Source organism: Nocardia sp. PE-7 (assembly GCF_030486425.1).
Lineage (GTDB): Bacteria > Actinomycetota > Actinomycetes > Mycobacteriales > Mycobacteriaceae > Nocardia > Nocardia salmonicida_A.
On sequence record NZ_CP129614.1, the window covers coordinates 5296548 to 5313783 of the forward strand.

11 protein-coding genes are annotated in these 17236 nt (G+C 69.6%); 4 read left to right on the forward strand and 7 right to left on the reverse strand.

What is annotated here, in order from left to right; all coding sequences use genetic code 11:
• The first annotated feature begins 100 nt into the window (after window positions 1–100).
• From QX204_RS24935 to QX204_RS24945, 3 genes are all read left to right on the forward strand, one after another.
• The gene (locus QX204_RS24935) at window positions 101–1558 is read left to right on the forward strand and encodes a zinc-dependent metalloprotease (protein ID WP_301902752.1); all 1458 of its coding nucleotides are present in this window, start codon (window positions 101–103) and stop codon (window positions 1556–1558) included.
• 209 nt (window positions 1559–1767) lie between these two features.
• Window positions 1768–2649 (forward strand): TOMM precursor leader peptide-binding protein, encoded by an 882-nt coding sequence (locus QX204_RS24940; RefSeq protein WP_301902754.1) that lies wholly within the window; start codon window positions 1768–1770, stop codon window positions 2647–2649.
• Between the two features lie 58 nt (window positions 2650–2707).
• Window positions 2708–4060, forward strand: coding sequence for an ABC1 kinase family protein (locus QX204_RS24945; RefSeq protein WP_301902756.1), 1353 nt, complete (start codon window positions 2708–2710; stop codon window positions 4058–4060).
• 72 nt (window positions 4061–4132) lie between these two features.
• On the opposite strand, the gene QX204_RS24950 is transcribed toward QX204_RS24945, so the two are convergent.
• The 3 genes from QX204_RS24950 to QX204_RS24960 all read right to left on the reverse strand — a co-directional run bounded on the left by QX204_RS24950 (window position 4133) and on the right by QX204_RS24960 (window position 7194).
• Window positions 4133–4402 carry a WhiB family transcriptional regulator gene (locus QX204_RS24950; RefSeq protein WP_279388126.1) on the reverse strand — a complete coding sequence of 90 codons (270 nt, stop codon included), beginning with the start codon at window positions 4400–4402 and terminating at the stop codon, window positions 4133–4135.
• A 192-nt stretch (window positions 4403–4594) separates the two neighbouring features.
• Complete coding sequence (locus QX204_RS24955) at window positions 4595–4927, reverse strand: hypothetical protein (RefSeq protein WP_301902757.1); 333 nt, start codon at window positions 4925–4927, stop codon at window positions 4595–4597.
• 110 nt (window positions 4928–5037) lie between these two features.
• Window positions 5038–7194 carry an ATP-dependent DNA helicase UvrD2 gene (locus tag QX204_RS24960; protein WP_301902760.1) on the reverse strand — a complete coding sequence of 719 codons (2157 nt, stop codon included), beginning with the start codon at window positions 7192–7194 and terminating at the stop codon, window positions 5038–5040.
• Between the two features lie 148 nt (window positions 7195–7342).
• Here QX204_RS24960 and QX204_RS24965 point away from each other — a divergent pair, with 148 nt between their 5' ends.
• Window positions 7343–7576 (forward strand): mycoredoxin, encoded by a 234-nt coding sequence (locus QX204_RS24965; RefSeq protein ID WP_301908098.1) that lies wholly within the window; start codon window positions 7343–7345, stop codon window positions 7574–7576.
• A 9-nt stretch (window positions 7577–7585) separates the two neighbouring features.
• Here QX204_RS24965 and nudC read toward each other — a convergent pair whose 3' ends face one another.
• The 4 genes from nudC to QX204_RS24985 all read right to left on the reverse strand — a co-directional run bounded on the left by nudC (window position 7586) and on the right by QX204_RS24985 (window position 17208).
• On the reverse strand, window positions 7586–8476 hold the full coding sequence (gene nudC / locus QX204_RS24970) for an NAD(+) diphosphatase (RefSeq protein WP_301902762.1): 891 nt from the start codon (window positions 8474–8476) through the stop codon (window positions 7586–7588).
• Between the two features lie 65 nt (window positions 8477–8541).
• Complete coding sequence (locus QX204_RS24975) at window positions 8542–9597, reverse strand: potassium channel family protein (protein WP_301902764.1); 1056 nt, start codon at window positions 9595–9597, stop codon at window positions 8542–8544.
• Between the two features lie 196 nt (window positions 9598–9793).
• Window positions 9794–13399 (reverse strand): ATP-dependent helicase, encoded by a 3606-nt coding sequence (locus QX204_RS24980; protein ID WP_301902766.1) that lies wholly within the window; start codon window positions 13397–13399, stop codon window positions 9794–9796.
• Window positions 13396–17208, reverse strand: coding sequence for an ATP-dependent helicase (locus QX204_RS24985; RefSeq protein ID WP_301902767.1), 3813 nt, complete (start codon window positions 17206–17208; stop codon window positions 13396–13398). The genes QX204_RS24980 and QX204_RS24985 overlap by 4 nt, the downstream gene beginning before the upstream one ends.
• Between the last annotated feature and the right edge of the window lie 28 nt (window positions 17209–17236).

Here is a 17236-nt window from a genome sequence, read left to right on the forward strand (position 1 = left end):
GACCGACGGTAGTGGCACGCTTTTGCGGCGTGGCCGTTGTCGCGCGATTTCGCGATGCGCGAACACCGTGGGCCCGGGGGTCCCGCGTAACGTAAGAGGTATGAGCGATCTCCCCTTCGGCTTCTCGACCGGCGACGACGACGATTCCGGCAAGCGTCGCGACGAGGGCAACGGACCTGGCGGAAACGATCCGTTCGGGTTCGGAGCGGGCGGCGTCGGCGGCGCGGGCGGATTCGATCCGTCGCAGCTGGGCCAGATGCTGAGCCAGCTCGGGCAGATGATCAGCGGCATGGGACAGGGCATGGGACCCGGCGGCGCGCAGTCCGGCCCGGTCAACTACGACGTCGCCAAGCGGCTGGCCCGCCAGCAGCTGGGCTCCACCATCGCCCCGATCGCCTCCGGCACCACCACCGCGGTGACCGACGCGGCGCACCTGGCCGAGCTGTGGCTCGACGGCGCCACCGTGCTGCCCGCGGGCGCCACCAAGACGGTCACGTGGACCCCGAACGACTGGATCGAAGAGACCCTGCCCACCTGGAAGCGCCTGTGCGACCCGGTGGCAGAACAGATCTCGGGCATGTGGACCGCGCAGTTGCCCGAGGAGGCCAAGCAGTTCGCCGGGCCGATGGTCGGCATGCTCGGCCAGATGGGCGGACTGGCGTTCGGTTCCCAGCTCGGTCAGGCGCTCGGCCAGCTGGCCAAGGAGGTGCTGACCTCCACCGATATCGGACTGCCGCTCGGCCCGGCCGGTACCGCCGCACTGCTGCCGACCGCGGTCGCGGCGTTCAGCGAGGGGCTCGAGCAGCCCGAGAGCGAGATCATGGTCTTCCTGGCGGCACGCGAGGCCGCCCACCAGCGGCTTTTCGCGCATGTGCCGTGGCTGCGTCAGCAAGTGCTCGGCGCCGTCGAGGACTACGCGCGCGGCATCAAGATGGACTTCTCCGCGATCGAGGAAGCCGCGCAGGGCATCGACCCGATGTCGCTGAGCGACCCGTCCAAGCTGGAGGAACTGCTCTCCCAGGGCACCTTCGAGCCACAGACCACGCCGGAGCAGAAGCAGGCGCTGGAGCGCCTCGAGACCCTGCTGGCGCTGATCGAGGGCTGGGTCGATGTCGTGGTCACCGATGCGGTGGGTGAGCGGCTGCCGGGCGCGGGTGCGCTGTCGGAGACCCTGCGTCGTCGCCGGGCGACAGGTGGGCCCGCCGAGCAGACGTTCGCGACGCTCGTCGGACTGGAGCTGCGGCCGCGCAAGGTTCGTGAGGCTTCGGCGTTGTGGCGGCGACTGACCACCGATGCGGGGATGGAGCGGCGAGACAAGGTCTGGGAACACCCCGATCTGCTGCCCGATTCCACCGATCTCGACTCGCCCGCCGGTTTCATCGACTCCATCATCGGCGGCGGCACAGGCGCTTTCGACGACCCGCTGGCGCAGTTGGCCGAGACCGAGGCGCGCGAACGCGACGCGGCCGATCGCGACAGAGCCAAGGCTGACGAGTCCGACGAGACCCCGCGCGACGAGGGCGACGCCGACCCGGATTCCGGCGCGAGCAAGGCTTGATCCGCACCGCCACCGAGGTCGGTGAGAAATCTTCCGATCTCGGTGGCGCGACACGGTTACGTGGCTGACGTTCGTCGGAAAATGCCGCGACGACCCGCGGTACAGCGGCTGTTCACAATTCGGAATTCTCGAACCGACACGCCGAAACCGTGTGGATAACCGCACTTTCGGCACACGATGAGCCGCGGCCGGGTGCCGATACTTCAGGCATGACGACCACCTCCCCACTGCGCGGCCCGATGCTCCACCCGCGAGTGACCACCCTGGTTCGCCCGTCCGGCACGGTCCAACTCGGCTGGGACCCCGAACGCGCGCTGCTGCTGAGAACCACCGATCACGACACCGGTACCGTGCTCGCCTTCCTGCGCCTGCTCGACGGCTTGCAATCACGGCCCCAGATCATCTGGCGTGCGGGCGAATTCGGCATCAGTCCCGACCGCACCATGGGCATGCTCGCCGCGATCGAGCGTGCGGGCCTGCTGCTCGAACCCGAATCCGAACCCGCTCTCGGCAAGATCCGTGCCATCACCGTGCACGGCCTCGGGCCGCTCTCCGATGCTGTGGCGATCGGATTGCGACGCATGGGTTTTCGGCCGACCCGCTCGCGCGAGTACCGACCGGACACACCGGTGGGCACCGGCTCGGACGATCTGGTGGTGCTCACCGACGCGTTGATGATCGACCCGGCGCTGTCGGTGGATCTGATGTTGCGCCGGGTGCCGCACCTGCAGGTGCGAGTCCGCGACGGGGTGGGCGTGGTCGGCCCGCTCGTCCTGCCCGGCGAGACCAGCTGCCTGCGCTGTGCCGATCTGACCCGGGCCGGATTCGATACCGAGTGGCCGCACCTGGCCGCCCAGCTACTCGGCCGCACCGGACACGCCTCGCCGGCGGGCATCGCGGCGACGACCGCGCTGGCGCTGGGCGAACTCGAGGCGATCATCGCCTGTTCCCCGCGGCGGGACCCCCGCACGCTCGACGCCACCGTGGAACTGGACCTCGACACCCATGAGATCCAGCGTCGGCCCTGGCTGCCGCATCAGGAATGCGGGTGCCGGAACATGGCCGCACGCACGCCGGGAGCGTCTCGGTGACGGGCGTCGCACCGGCCGGTGTGAGCATTCTTATGGCACACACCCCGCAGGTTCGGCCATGATGGGTACCGTGTCCGAGATCGTGCGCCGCAGTTCCAGCCGCAATGCCAAGATGGCCAAGATTCCCCTTGGCATCGCCGGACGAGCCGCTGTCGGGTTCGGGAAGAAGCTCGTCGGTGGTGACAAGAAGCAGATCAACGCCAACCTGAACCAGAAAGCCGCCGAGCAGTTGTTCACCGTGCTCGGCGAGCTCAAGGGCGGCGCGATGAAGTTCGGGCAGGCGCTGAGCGTGATGGAAGCCGCCGTTCCGGAGGAGTTCGGTGAGCACTATCGCGAGGCGCTGACGAAGCTGCAGGCCGCCGCGCCGCCGATGGCGGCGGAGACGGTGCACCGCGTGCTCGACCAGCAGCTGGGCACCAAATGGCGGGACCGCTTCGAGTCCTTCGACGACACCCCCGCCGCCTCGGCCAGCATCGGCCAGGTGCACCGCGCGGTGTGGTCCGACGGACGCGCGGTGGCGGTGAAGGTGCAGTACCCCGGCGCCGACGACGCGCTGCGCGCCGACCTCAAAACGCTGTCCCGGATGACCGGACTGCTCTCGTCGGTGATCCCCGGCGCCGACGTGAAGCCGCTGCTCGCCGAGATCACCGAACGCACCGAGGAAGAACTCGACTACCGCATCGAGGCCGCCAACCAGCGCCGATTTGCGGCCGCGTTCGAGGGGCACCCCACCATCTCGGTCCCGAAGGTGGTGGCCGGGTCCCCGAAGGTGATCGTTACCGAATGGCTCGACGGCACCCCGGTGTCGGCACTGATCAAGGCGGGCGCCGAAGATCCCGAGGGCACCCGAGCTCAGCGCAACCGGATCGCCGAGCTGATGGGGACCTTCCATTTCAGCTCGCCCGAACTGGTCGGCCTGCTGCACGGCGACCCGCACCCCGGCAATTTCCTGGTGCGCGACGACGGCACCCTGGCCGTGCTCGACTTCGGCGCCTGTGCACCGATGCCGGACGGCTTCCCGGACATCCTGGGCCGAATGCTGGCCCTCGCTGTCGCCGACGAGCACGCGGCGCTCACCGAACTGCTCTACGAGCACGGCTGGGTCATTCCGGGACGTGTGGTGACCCACGAGGAGATCGAGGCGTACCTGCGCCCGTTCAGCGACCCGATTCGCACCGACACCTTCCACTTCACCCGCTCGTGGATGCAGCGGGTGGCGGGCAAGGCATCCGAGTTCTCCAGCCCGGAGATGAAAACCGCTCGCGCCCTGCAACTTCCGGCCGAGTACCTCACCGTTTTCCGGGTGCTCGGTGGTTCGGTCGGCATCCTGGCCCAACTCGACGCGGAACTCGGCTTCATGGAGCTGGTACGCACCTGGGTGCCGGGCTTCCGCGCCGAACAGGCTTCGTAAGCACAAAGCAAAACGAACCGCTCACCATGACGAGGTGAGCGGTTCGCTTGCGGTACAACCCTTTTCCCGGGTTCATGCCATGATCGCGACCTTGCGCGGGCGACCACGGGGGCGCTTGCGGGCGATCACGACACCCTGGTCGAAGATCTCACCGCCCCACACGCCCCACGGCTCGGCACGATCGATAGCCGCGGTCAGGCAGCCCTTGCGGATCGGGCAGGCCGCGCACAGTTCCTTGGCCTGCTCGAGATCGGTGGGGCTCTCGGCGAACCACAGATCGGGGTTTCCGCCCCTACAGGGCAGAGTCTTGGTGACCTCACGGACGCGAGGGGTCTGCGCCACGGTTCGGCATGTCACGTCAGTAGTGGCCGTCGGCCAGTCCTGGGCGGTGAACACGTCGTTCTCCTTCAGCTCGTTTGCAGCGGTGGAATGTTCGGTGTGCGAACCCGGTGCCTACGGCTGAGGAGCCGATATAAAGATGGCCACGGATTTCGCTTCTCGCGATCCGTGGCCAGGAGGTCTGGGAGGTGTTCCCTACCTAGTTCGACATTTCTGTCGAGACCTGATCACGGTCGCTGGGTGGACGCGGAGGCGGATTGCGCCGATGAACTCCGGTGCGTAACCGGCTTCATCGGCGATTGCTGCCGGTGCCGCAACAGCGGTCGGCTGCCAACCCACGTTGGGCTTGTCCTGGAGACGAATCGGAGTGTGCTGATGGACGACAGTCATCGGCACAGCTTTGGCATCGACGCCGGACAGGCCGGTCCCCTGCAGAGCGAGGACCCCCCGGGAGGCGGACATGACAAATGCGTTCACCAGGACGCGATTGCTCATCGCATCGAACGTGGTGTTCGTGTTCGTGTTCATGTGTCTGCCTCCCTCCTGAACTCGTGTGTGAACAATTACCGCGCACCGGGATCACTCTCGGTGCGTGTTCTCCACCATAGGCAATGATCGAGAACCGAACAACTTATTTTCTACCTGGGGTTTTGTGCCGTTGTCCGTAAACGTGATGCGACGATCGCGAGCACGTCGGCGCCGTACTGTTCGATCTTCTTCGCGCCGATACCCGCGATGGCCGCCAGCGCGGCATCGTCGGCGGGCAGTTGCTCGGCGATGGCGGTGAGGGTGGTGTCGGTGAAGACCACGAAGTCACGCCGCTGCAGGGCCTCGGCCTTCTCGGCTCGCCATTCCTTCAATGCCTCGAGTAGCTGGGGGTCGACTTCGCCCGGGCAGCGCCGGCAGCGGCCGAGCATGGTGGCATGAGTGCCGATCAACGGCTTGAGGCACACCCGACACAGCGGACGTGGGGCCTCTGACCCGGTCGGGATCTCGACAGCGATCCGCGAGGCCGAGGAACTGTCCGGAATCAGGCCGTTGAGGAATCGCGACCTGGTCACCGGCCGGTAGTCCCCGCCTGCTTGCAGCCGCCGCTGGGTCCACGACAAGCTCAGATATTCGCGGGCCCGGGTGACACCGACGTAGAGCAACCGTCGTTCCTCTTCCAGTCCCGCTTCGTCGACGGCCGTGTTCTTCTTGCCGAGCACGTGGAAGATCGGCAGCGTGCCGTCGGTGAGCCCGGCCAGGAACACCGCGTCCCATTCCAGGCCCTTCGCCGCGTGCAGCGAGGCCAGGGTGACCCCGTCGACGATCGGCGGATGCTTGGCCTCGGCGCGGGTCGCGAGCTCGCGCAGCAGCGCTGTGAGATCCATCTCGTCGTCGTGGCTGACCAGTTCCTCGGTGAGCTGCACCAGCGCCAGCAGCGAGGACCACCGTTCCTTCGCCTGCGCACCGGCAGGTTCCTCCGCGGTGAGACCGACCGGCGCCAGCGCGGCCCGTACCAGCGTGATCAATGACGATCCGCTGCGCGCCGCATCGGGCAGGTCGTCGCGCGCGTCGACCTGACGCAACGCCGACACCGCCTGACGCACCTCCTGACGGTGGAAGAACCCCTCACCACCGCGCACCTGGAACGGAATCTCACGGGCGCCGAGCACCTGTTCGAACGGTTCCGACAGCGCGTTGGTCCGGTACAGCACCGCGATCTCGGAAGCCGGCGTCCCGGCGGCGATGAGTTTCTGGATCTGCACGGCGACGGCAACCGCCTCGGCCTGCGCATCGGCGTACTCGGCGAATTCCGGTTCGGGACCGGCAGGCCGCTGACCGATCAGCGCGAGGCGGGTGCCCGCGATGCGTCCGCGCGCGGCGCCGATCACCTGGTTGGCCAGCGACACCACCTGGGGAGTCGACCGGTAGTCGCGTTCGAGCCGGACCACCGTGGCGTCGGGGAAGCGCCGGGAGAAATCGAGCAGGTAGGACGGGGTGGCGCCGGTGAACGAGTAGATGGTCTGGTTCGCGTCACCCACGACGGTGAGGTCGTCGCGTTCGCCGAGCCACGCGTCGAGCACCCGCTGCTGCAGCGGCGTGACGTCCTGGTATTCGTCGACGACGAAACTGCGATAACGACCGCGGAACTCGTCGGCGACGGCCGGGTAGTCCTCGAGCGCGGCGGCGGTGTGCAGGAGCAGATCGTCGAAGTCGAGCAGCAGGCCGTCGGCGGAGGCTTTCGCGGATTCGTAGCCCTGGTACACCTCGGCGACCTTGGCCACGTCGACCGGCGCGTCACGATGATGCCGGGCGGCGGCGGCCGGATAGTCCTCCGGCGCGATCAGCGAGGCCTTGGCCCATTCGATTTCGCTGAGCAGGTCGCGCACCATTTCGGTGGAGGCGCGCAGCCCCGCCCGTTGCGCGGCCTGCGAGACGATGGGGAACTTGCTGTCGATCAGTCGCCACGGCACGTCCCCCACCACCTGCGGCCAGAAATACCGCAGCTGCCGCAGCGCCGCGGCGTGGAAGGTGCGCGCCTGCACCTGTCCGGCGTCGCCGCCGAGCCCCATCGTGCGCAACCGACTGCGCATCTCCCCCGCCGCCCGCGCCGTGAAGGTCACCGCAAGCACCTGGTCGGCCTTCACATGCCCACCCGCGATCAGGTGCGCGATCCGATGCGTGATCGTCCTGGTCTTGCCGGTGCCCGCACCGGCGAGCACACAGACCGGCCCCCGAGGTGCCCGCACCGCGGCGGCCTGTTCCGGGTCGAGGGCGGTGAGATCTAGTGCTGGCACGCGCACCATCATGACAGCGCCCCCCGACAACTTGCCGCGACGCCCGCCGATCCCGGGCCACGATCGCGCACCGTCACCAGTCGGCCCCGATCGGGCAAGGAACACCGAGCCTCGTCGCGACGTTGCACATCGCGTGACTGAAGCAACGGCAGATCTGACGATGTACTCGACCACCTGGTGCGGCTATTGCCGACGCCTGCGGACCCAGCTCGACGAGGCGGGCATCACCTACACGGTGATCGATATCGAAGACGATCCCGCGTCGGCCGAGTTCGTCGGCAGCGTCAACAACGGCAACCATGTCGTGCCGACGATCAAGTACCGCGACGGCTCCACCGCGACCAACCCGTCGTTGGCCGCGGTCAAGCAGGCGTTGGCCGCCCAGCGGGCCTGATCCGCCGAGTCAGTCCGCCCAGGACTCGATGATCGATCGCGCGATCGAGATGGATCCGGGGACGAGCAGCCGTGCGCCGGGTTCGCGCGCCGACCAGTCGCCGACCTGCAAGGCGGCGCGGACCTCATCGCGGGTGAACCAATGCGCTTCGGCGATCTCGCCATCGGAGAACACGAGTTCCTGGGCGGGGTCGCCGACCGCGGCGAAGCCGAGCATCAGCGAGCGCGGGAACGGCCACGGCTGGCTGCCCAGGTAGTGGATATCGCGCAGGTCGACGCCCACCTCCTCGCGGACCTCGCGTTCCACGCAGTGCTCGAGCGATTCGCCCACTTCGACGAAGCCGGCCAGCAGCGAGAACATCGTCTCCGGCCAGCTCTGCTGGCGGGCGAGCAGCACGCGATCGGCGCCGTCGTGGACCAGGCAGATCACCGCGGGGTCGATCCGAGGGAATTCTTCCTCGCCCGTGGCGGTGAGCCGCGACCAACCGCCGCGCGCCGATGTGGTGGCCGAGCCGTCGCCGCCGTGGTAGCCGGCCCGATCGTGCCAGTTGAGCAGCGCGTACGCGGTGGACAGCAGCTCAGCGGTGAAATCGTCGACGGCCCCGAGGGTGCGCAGATCCCGCAGCGTGCCGTCGAGGTCGGTCGACCGGATCGCCCACAGGTGGCTGCCGTCGACGACACCGAGGAACACCGTCCCGTCACCGGGCTCCGGGGCCACCGAAACGGCCGCGTCGAGGACGATCTTGTCGCCCTCGACCCGCACTTTCCCGCGCGGGTCGATACGCAGGATCTTGGCTTTGCCCCACCCTTCGCGCAGGGCGCCGGGATCGAGCCGGGCGTGCTCGGCCCGGTCGATAGTGGAACGTGACAGCAGCGGAACGTCTTTCAGCCGGAATGACACGTTGCCGAGCATAGGCCGCGCACGGCCGCGGCGAATGCGTAGGTACGCCTTGGTCGGTCGGGTGACTACTTTCCGGTGCGACGGATGTAGAGCAGTTTGTCGCCCGCGTCGAGGGCGTCGACCTCGGGTTCGCCAACCCGGATCAGTGCACCGTTGCGCACCACGCCGAGCACGATGTCGCTGAGATGGCGCGGCGATCCGCCCACTTCGCTCTCCTCCACCTCGCGTTCGGCGACGGCGAAGCCCTGCTCGGGCGTGAGCAGATCCTCCATCATCTCCACGACCGTGGGTGTGGTGGTGGCGATACCGAGCAGCCGACCCGCGGTCTCCGAGGACACCACCACCGAGTCGGCGCCGGACTGGCGGACCAGGTGGGTGTTCTCCGCTTCGCGGATGGCCACCGAGATCTTGGCCGTCTTGTTCAGTTCGCGGGCGGTGAGCGTCACCAGCACGGCGGTGTCGTCGCGATTGGTGGCGACGACGACCGCGGCGGCGCGCTGCACGCCGGTCAGTCGCAGGACATCGGATTTGGTCGCCGAACCGTGCACGGTCACCAGACCCGCGGCGGCGGCGGCCTCCAGCGCGACGGGGTCGGTATCGACCACCACGATGTCGGACACCTGTATCCCGTCACCGACCATCGCATCGATCGCCGTGCGGCCCTTGGTGCCGTAGCCGACGACGACGGTGTGATTACGCACGGTGTGCCTCCATCGCTGAATCTTGAATGCCTGCCTCGACCGTTCGGTCAGCACGCCGAGAGTGGTACCGACCAACACGATGAGGAACAGGACGCGCAGGGGGGTGATGACGATGATGTTCACCAACCGTGCCGTCGGGGTCACCGGAGCGATGTCGCCGTAACCGGTGGTCGACAGCGACACCGTCGCGTAGTACATCGCGTCCAGGAACGACAACTCGTCGCCGGTGTTGTCGCTGTAGCCGTCGCGGCCGACGTAGACCACCGTCGCGGCGGTGAACAGCAAAGCGATCGCGAACAGCACGCGGCGGGTGAGCGAAACCCACGGGCTCGACTGCGCCGCCGGGATCCGCAACAGACCGACCAGGGCGTAGTCGGGACTGCTGCTCAACCCGACCGGGTTGCGCGTGTCACCGAACATGCCTGCTCCTGTATTTCTGGCGGCCGGCGCCGCGGGTTTTCGGCCTGGGTACCTTGATCTTCCCTCCCGCCGGGTACTCCTTCGTCGCACCCTCTGGTCAGTCCAGATCAAGGCGGCCGAAAACGACGGCTTCGCCGCCGATTGACCGGCCTGTTGTTCGCCTCGAGCTTTCCTCGGCGAGCGCAACACTATCGGCTCAGTGGGCCTCGTGTGGATCGGTGTCGGCGTTTTCCGGTGCGGCGTCGTGGATGAGGCGCGCCAGTTCGGCCGGGCCCGCCAGTTGCTCGGGGGCGATGGTGCGGCCGGAGCGGATGTAATGGAATGCGGCGCCGACGCGTTGGAGCATCCGGTCCTCGGTCTCGCCGGTGCGGGCGGCCATCAGGCGGGCCCAGGCGAGGCGGTAGACGGCCAGCTGCATGGCGACGGCGGGTTCGTCGGCGGGGCCGGGCTCGGCGCCGGTCTTCCAGTCGACCACGATCCAGCGGCCGCCGGGTTCGGCGAACACGGCGTCCATGCGGCCGCGGATCACCGTGCCCGCGATGCTGGTTTCGAACGGCACTTCCACGTCGACAGGATTGCGGTGCGCCCACGGTGACCGGCGGAAGGCCGACTGCATGGCGGCGAGTTCCTGATCGGCGCGGCCCAGCTCGGTGGTGCTGTCGGCGGCGCCGGGTAGCTCGTCGAGGCCGAGCAGTTGTTCGGTGCCGAACCAGGACTGCACCCACGCGTGAAAAGCCGTGCCACGCCGGGCCATCGGGTTCGGCGGGTACGGAAGGGGGCGGCGCAGACGTGCGGCCAGGCGGGTGGGGTCGGCGCGCAGTTCGACCAGGGCGGTGGCGGGCAGTTGGCCCGGAAGTTCCACCTGTTGTTCAGCGAGCTCGGCGGCGGTGAATTCGGCGAGGAGCGCGTCGACGTCGTTGACCCACCCTTCCGGATCGTCCTCGACGGGCTCCGCCGATTCGGATCGATCACCCGACGCACTGTTGGAAACCGTTGTGCCGCTGCGCAAGGTGTCGAGCGCCTCGCGAACCAGCGCGGCGCCCTGCTCGATCGGGTCGCGACGGTTGCCGAGTGGGTCACGCGGCCACTGGGCGGTCGGCGGGTTGTCGGCGAAGGGGTTCACGGCATCCGGTGCGGGCTTGTCGTCCCAGCGGGCGACAGTGGCGACGCCGTAGGCCGCGCTGTCCGGGTTCTCGTTGGCTTCCTTGAGCTCGAGCAGGAACTCCGACGGCCCCTTCTGCGAACTGCCGGTCTCGGGCCAGTAGTAGGCCGAAACCAGCAGCACCCGTTCGGTTCTGGTGAGCGCGACATAGAACAGGCGACGTTCTTCGTCGAGGCGGCGGCTCTTGAGCGCGTCCTTGTGGTGGGCGATCGCGTGTTCGAGTTCGGAGCGGTCCCCCACAGCACTCAGGTCGAGCACGGGCACGCCCTCGGACGCGTCCGGCTGGGCACGGTCGCCGCGCAGGGTGGTGGGGAGTTCGGTGAGTGCGCCGAGCCAGGTGCTCAACGCGGTCGTCGACGGGAACACCGTGGCACTCACATGCGGCACGGCGACGACTTCCCACTCGAGGCCCTTGGCCGCGTGCACGGTGAGGATCTGCACGCGATCACGTGCGACCTCGACTTCGCCCGGCTCCAAACCGTTTTCGACCGATTCGGCCGCGGTGAAGAAGGCGAGCAGACCGCTCAGCGATGCCCTGGAGTCGGCCGCGTATCCGGCGACCACCTCGGCGAAGGCGTCGAGATGCTCGCGACCCGCACCGCCACCGGCGATAGCGCGCCTGGCCTGGGTCTCCACGCCGACCCCGATGGTGCGTTCGACATCGGCCACGAGCTCGACCAGCGGTTGTCCGCTGCGCTCGCGCAGGGCGGCCAGCTCCTCACTCAAGGCCGTGATCCGCGCGAACCCGGCCTCCGAATACTGGTCCGCCGCACCGGGATCGGCGAGGGCATCGGCCAGCCCGGCCTGTTCGGTCGGTTCGGGCGCCACCTCACGCAGCGCTGTCGCCAGCCCGGCGGCATCGGTGATCGCGTTCGCGTCGCCACCGGACACACTGCTGATGGACAACATCCGAGCGCGTCGCGCCAGCGCGGCGAGGTCGGCCACCCCGATCCGCCACCGGGCTCCGGTGAGAATCCGAACCGCCGCGCTCCCGGTCCCAGGTTCGGCGATCAACCGCAGGGTGGCGACGATATCGGCGACCTCCGGGGTCGCCAGCAACCCGCCGAGCCCGACGATCTCCACCGGCAGCCCCTGCTCACGCAGCGCCTCGGCCAGCGGCGCGGCATCGGCATTGCGTCGCACCAGCACCGCCGAGGTGGGCGGCGGCGCCTCGTTCTCCCGCGCGCTCGCCCACTCTCGCGCGATCCGCTCGGCGATCCAGTCCCGCTCCTGCGCAATGGTTTCGGTGAGGCCGAACTCGACTACCCCCGCATGCGATTGCGGCTTGGCGCGCAACGCGTCCACCGTCGCCCCGCCCGCGGCCCGTGCCACCATCCGCAACGGGTCGGCCACCAGATTCGCCAACGCCAGCGCTTCGGGCGGATTCCGCCAACTGGTGAGCAGCGGCAGCACCGGCGCGGGAACCCCTGGCGCAGTGGGGAAGTCGGTGGCGAACCTCGGCAGATTGGCCGCCGACGCGCCACGCCACCCGTAGATGGATTGCATCGGGTCGCCCACCGCCGTCACCGCGAGGGCCTGCGAGGAGCCGAGAGCGTCACCGCGGGGCGACTGATCGCCCACGTGCCCCGGTCCGCCGCGCCCCTGCGGGGATGCCGGATCCTGATCGTCCACCGCGAACAAGGTGTCGGCCACGTGCGCACGAGTCGGCTGCGCCTCACCCCGGATCCGAACCGCTTGCCTCGGCCGGTCCTGTCGCACCGCCTCGGCGTTGCCGAACAACGCCGAGAGCAGGACGCGCTGGGCGTGCCCGGTGTCCTGGTATTCGTCGAGCAGGACCAGCTTGAATCGAGCGCGTTCGGCGGCGGCGACTTCCGGGTGGTCGACGGCGAGCTGGGCGGCCAGCGACATCTGGGAGCCGAAATCCAGTGCGCCGCGCCGGTTCAGGGCTTCGGCGAGCTGGCCGACCAGCGGTAACAGGGCGACGCGCTCACGCTGCGCGGTCACGACGCCGATCAGTGCCTGGCTCGGCCCGCCGCGTTGACGGGGACCGGCGGGCAGCGTGTAGACGAGTTTCTCCAGCTCCGCGTGCGCCTCGGCCAATTGCTCCGGCTCCACCAGGTGCTCGGCGAGCTGTCCGGACAGGGCGAGCACCGCCTCGGTCACCGAGACCGGGGTGCGGTCGGTATCGAGGTCGCCGTCCCAGGACCGCACCACCTCGTGCGCGAGCTGCCACAGCTGGGTCTGGGTGAGCAGGGCCGCCGAGGGCTCCACTGGCAGCAACAGCCCGTGCGCGGTGAGCAGCCTGCCCGCGTACGAGTGGTAGGTACTGATCTCCGGCTCGGCCCCGGCGACGATCGTGCGCAGCGCGCCGCTGGGGTCGATCTCGCGCAGCAGCGGCGCACCCGCCAACCGGGCCAGCCGCGTACGGATGCGAGAGGTCAACTGCTGGGCGGCTTTTCGGGTGAAGGTCAGCCCGAGTACCTCGTCCGGGGCGACCAGCTGGTTGGCCACCATCCACACCACCCGCGCGGCCATCGTCTCGGTCTTGCCCGCGCCGGCGCCCGCGACGACCAACGTGGGCCCTGGCGGCGCGGCGATGACCGCCGCCTGCTCGTCGGTCGGCGGTGGCAGGCCGAGCGCGTCGGCCAACCGCTGCGGGGTGACGCGCACGCCGCTCACTCGTCGGTCACCTGGCGTCCGGTGTCCTGCACCGGGCAACTGCCCGCGACCGGGCAGTGCCTGCACCCGTCGTTGCGCACCGCCAGATATCCGGGGCCGCGCGTCGCGTCGGCCGCGTCGTGAATGGTGGTGCGCCACTGGTCGAGTCCATCGCTGTCGAGCGCGCCCTGCGTCCGCTCGGCCGCGCCGGTCTTGCGGTTGGGTTTGGCGACATAGACCAGCCGCGCACCACCGGGATCGATCACCGGGGTCGGCTCGTCGGACTCCTCCTCGTCGAGAGCGCCGTGCGCGGCCGCCACCTGGTAGGTCGCCAGCTGGGCGTGATCGGCCACCGCCTTCTCGCTGACCGGCGTCTTGCCCGTCTTCACGTCGACGATGACGAAGCGCCCCTGCGCATCCCGTTCGAGCCGATCGATGCGACCCCGAATCCGCACGGCCCGTGCGCCTTCCGTGCGCGCGGGCAACACGCAGTCCACCGGCACCTCCACCCCGGCCTGGGTGAGCTCACCGCGCGTGGTGCGCACCCAGGAGAGGAAGGTCTCCAGCATCGTCTCGGTGCGGCGCAGTTCCTGTCGCGAATGCCAGCCGTCGGCCGGATCGACCGTTTTCCACGCCTGATCCAGTGCCGCGCGCACCTGCGCCTCGGGGACATCGCCCGCCAGCGCCTGCACGAGCGTGTGCACGAGATTGCCCTTCACGGCGTGCGGATTGTCGCCGTCGGTCCCGCCGTGCCGTTCCAGCGCCCACCGCAGCGGACAGGTGCGCAGCAGCTCGACCGTCGACGGCGACAGCCCGATCGGCGAATCGTCGTCGTCCCAGAGTTCGCGCTGCGAGCTGAGTTCGGCGGTGCCGTACCAGTCGCCGGGATCGGTGCCCGGTACTCCCGCGTCGGCCAGCCGGGCCAGTTGCCGTGCGGCGCGGTCGCGACGCTCGGGATCGCCCCCCGGATCACACACCACCCCGCGCAATTCGGCGACCAGCGCGTGCATGACCAGCGCGCGGCCGGGATCGGCGACCGGCAGCGCGCCGGGTTCGCCGCTGTCGTCGTCGCCGACGAGTTCGGTGAGAAACCGCGACGGCACCAGATCCTGGTCTCCCGCCGCGGATTCGACAGCCGTGACCAGCAGTGACAGCCGAGCCCGACTGCACGCCACGAGCAGCAGCCTGCGTTCCTCGGCCAGGATGGGCGCGGCCCGGCTCACGGTCGCGCTCGGATCGACCCCGCCGACCAGGTCGACGAGATCCTCGGTGTGCAGCAACGTGCCCCGCGAGCGCGGGTTCGGCCAGATGCCCTCCTGCACGGCGGCCACCGCCACCACATCCCATTCCCGGCCCGCGGCGGCGTGCGCGCTGAGCAGGGTCACCGCCTCACCTTCGGCGGTCAGGGGCCTGCCCTGCTGCGGAAGTTGCTGGTGCAGAAGGTATTCGACGAACCCGTCGATGCTCGCCTTCGGCAGCCGGTCGACGTACGCGGCCGCGGCATCGAACAATTCGACGGCCGCGTCGAGATCGCGGTCGGCCTGCATGCCCGAGGCCCCGCCGCGCCGCGACTGCCGGAACCAGCGCCGCTCCAGCCGCGAACTCGTCCACAGCGTCCACAGCACGTCTTCGAGACCCTGCCCCCTGGCCTGGGTCTCCTTCGCCTTCGCCACCGCGCGCAACACCCGGCGCAGCGGCGCGGCTTCGACTTCGGTGAGCCCGTCGAGCAACCGTTGTTCGCCGATGCCGACGATCAGGTCGCGTAGGACCTCGGCGGAGGATTGGTCGATCAGCGCCACCGCGGGCGCCTCCGGGCGCACGACTTCCACGACGGTGTTCGCGGCAGGCGGGTTCTCGACATCGAGGAGGTCGATGTCGTCGGGCAGCCGCTCGGCGATATCCCAGTCCGGTTCGGGTTCCGGGCGCAGCGGGTCGTCGGGATCCGGTGGCGGGAGCCATTCGTCGTCGACCGGTTCCGGCTCCGGCTCCGGCTCCGGCATTTCCGGTAGGGGCGCGGCCTCGTCCCAGAGCAGGAACTGGTCGGCGCCGTCGACGAAGGGCTCGGCGAGCGCACCCGTACGTTCCAGGTCGAGCACGCTGCGTCGCACACCCCGGCGCAACCGGCGCAGCGCGATCTGGTCGGCCCCGCCGAGCGGCCCGGACAGCAGATCCATCGCGTCGTCGGGCGAGAACATCGCGTCGATCGCCCGTCGCGAGCCCGGCCGCGACGGATCACCCGCCAACAGCACCCGCAGCGCGAGCACCATCCAGGCCGCTCCACGCCGCCGCGCCAACGGCTCGGCCACCGCGGGCCTGCGTACCGGCACCCCCGCCGCCAGCAACGCCCGCCGCAAGGGCGCCAGCGACAACGGCACCGACCGCACGATCACCGCCATCGCCGACCACGGCACCCCATCGGTGAGGTGCGCGCGGCGCAGGTGATCAGCGATCAGCGCCGCTTCCTTGGCCGGCGTCGACAGCACCCGCACCCGCACACTCGACTCGTCGACGGGATGCGGATCATCCGGGGCCGCCCACTCGTCATCGGGCGGCGGCTGCTCCGGCCAGATGTCTTCGTCGGGCATTTCGTCGAATGCCACCGATTCGTGCCGCGCGAATTCCTCGCTGACGTCGCGGTCCGCGGCCCGCTGACGGCGTGGCTCCTCGGGTAGGTCGGCATGCGAGAACAGATCGGCGCCACCCTCGGGTCCAGGCTCCTGACCTGCTACGGGCTCGGGTGGTTCGTTCTCCTGTCCCGGCAGCACCCGGTGTCGGGCACTGCCCGGCAACCTCGCCGCGATGCGAGCGTTCGCCAATCGAATCGGCGCACCACTGCGATGGTTGTGCCGCAAGACGATTCGACGCGACGCGGTGGTGTCGAGGTCGGTGAGGAAGTGCGAATCCGCACCGCGGAAGGTGAAGACCGCCTGGTCCGGGTCGCCGGTGACGACGGTGCTCGCGCTGCCGCTGCCGATGGCGCGCACGAGCGTCGCGGCCTGCGGGTCGAGGTGCTGCGCATCGTCGACGAGCAGGTAGCGAATCCGATCCCGTTCGGCGGCAAGCAGATTCCGGTCACCGGCCAGGGCGTCGAGCGCCGCACCGACCAGTTCCGCGGCGTCGAGGGCGGGCGCGGTGGCCTCCGGCGCGGCGACGCCGACCGACCAGCGCAGCATCGACGCCTGTTCGTAGCGCTGGAAGAACCGCCCGGCCGCCACCCACGCGTCGTTGTCGTGCGCACGACCGAGGGCCATCAGGTCCTCCGGCCCGAGTCCGCGCTCGGTGGCGCGCAGCATCAGATCGCGCAGTTGCTCGGCGAACCCACCCAAGGCCAGGGCGGGCTGTAGGCGCGGCGGCCATAAGCCCCCGGCCCCGGCTTCGATGTCGGCGAGGTCGCCGCGCAGCATCTCCCGGAGCACCGCGTCCTGTTCGGCACCGGTGAGCAGTCGCGGCGGCGGATTGCCGTGCAGCTCCGCATTCCGACGCAGCACCGAGAACGCGTAGGAGTGCAGCGTGCGCACCATCGGTTCCCGGCTCGCGCCCGGAATACCGCCCGCGGCGGGCCCCAGCTGATGGGTGATCGCGTCGCGCAACGCGGCCGCGGCGTGCTTGGTGTGGGTGAGGACCAGTACCGAGGCCGGGTCGGCGCCGTCGACGATCCGCGCGGTCACCAGGTCGACCAGCAGCGAAGTCTTGCCCGTTCCCGGTCCGCCCATCACCTGCCACGGCCGCCACCCCGGACGTGGCGGCGCGGGCTGGGCCTGCTCGGCGAACAGCGCGCGAACGGACGCGCCCCAGGCCCGCGGCCGGGGCGCCCGCGTTGTCCGGCGCACGAGTCGCACCGCGCTATCCGATCGCACC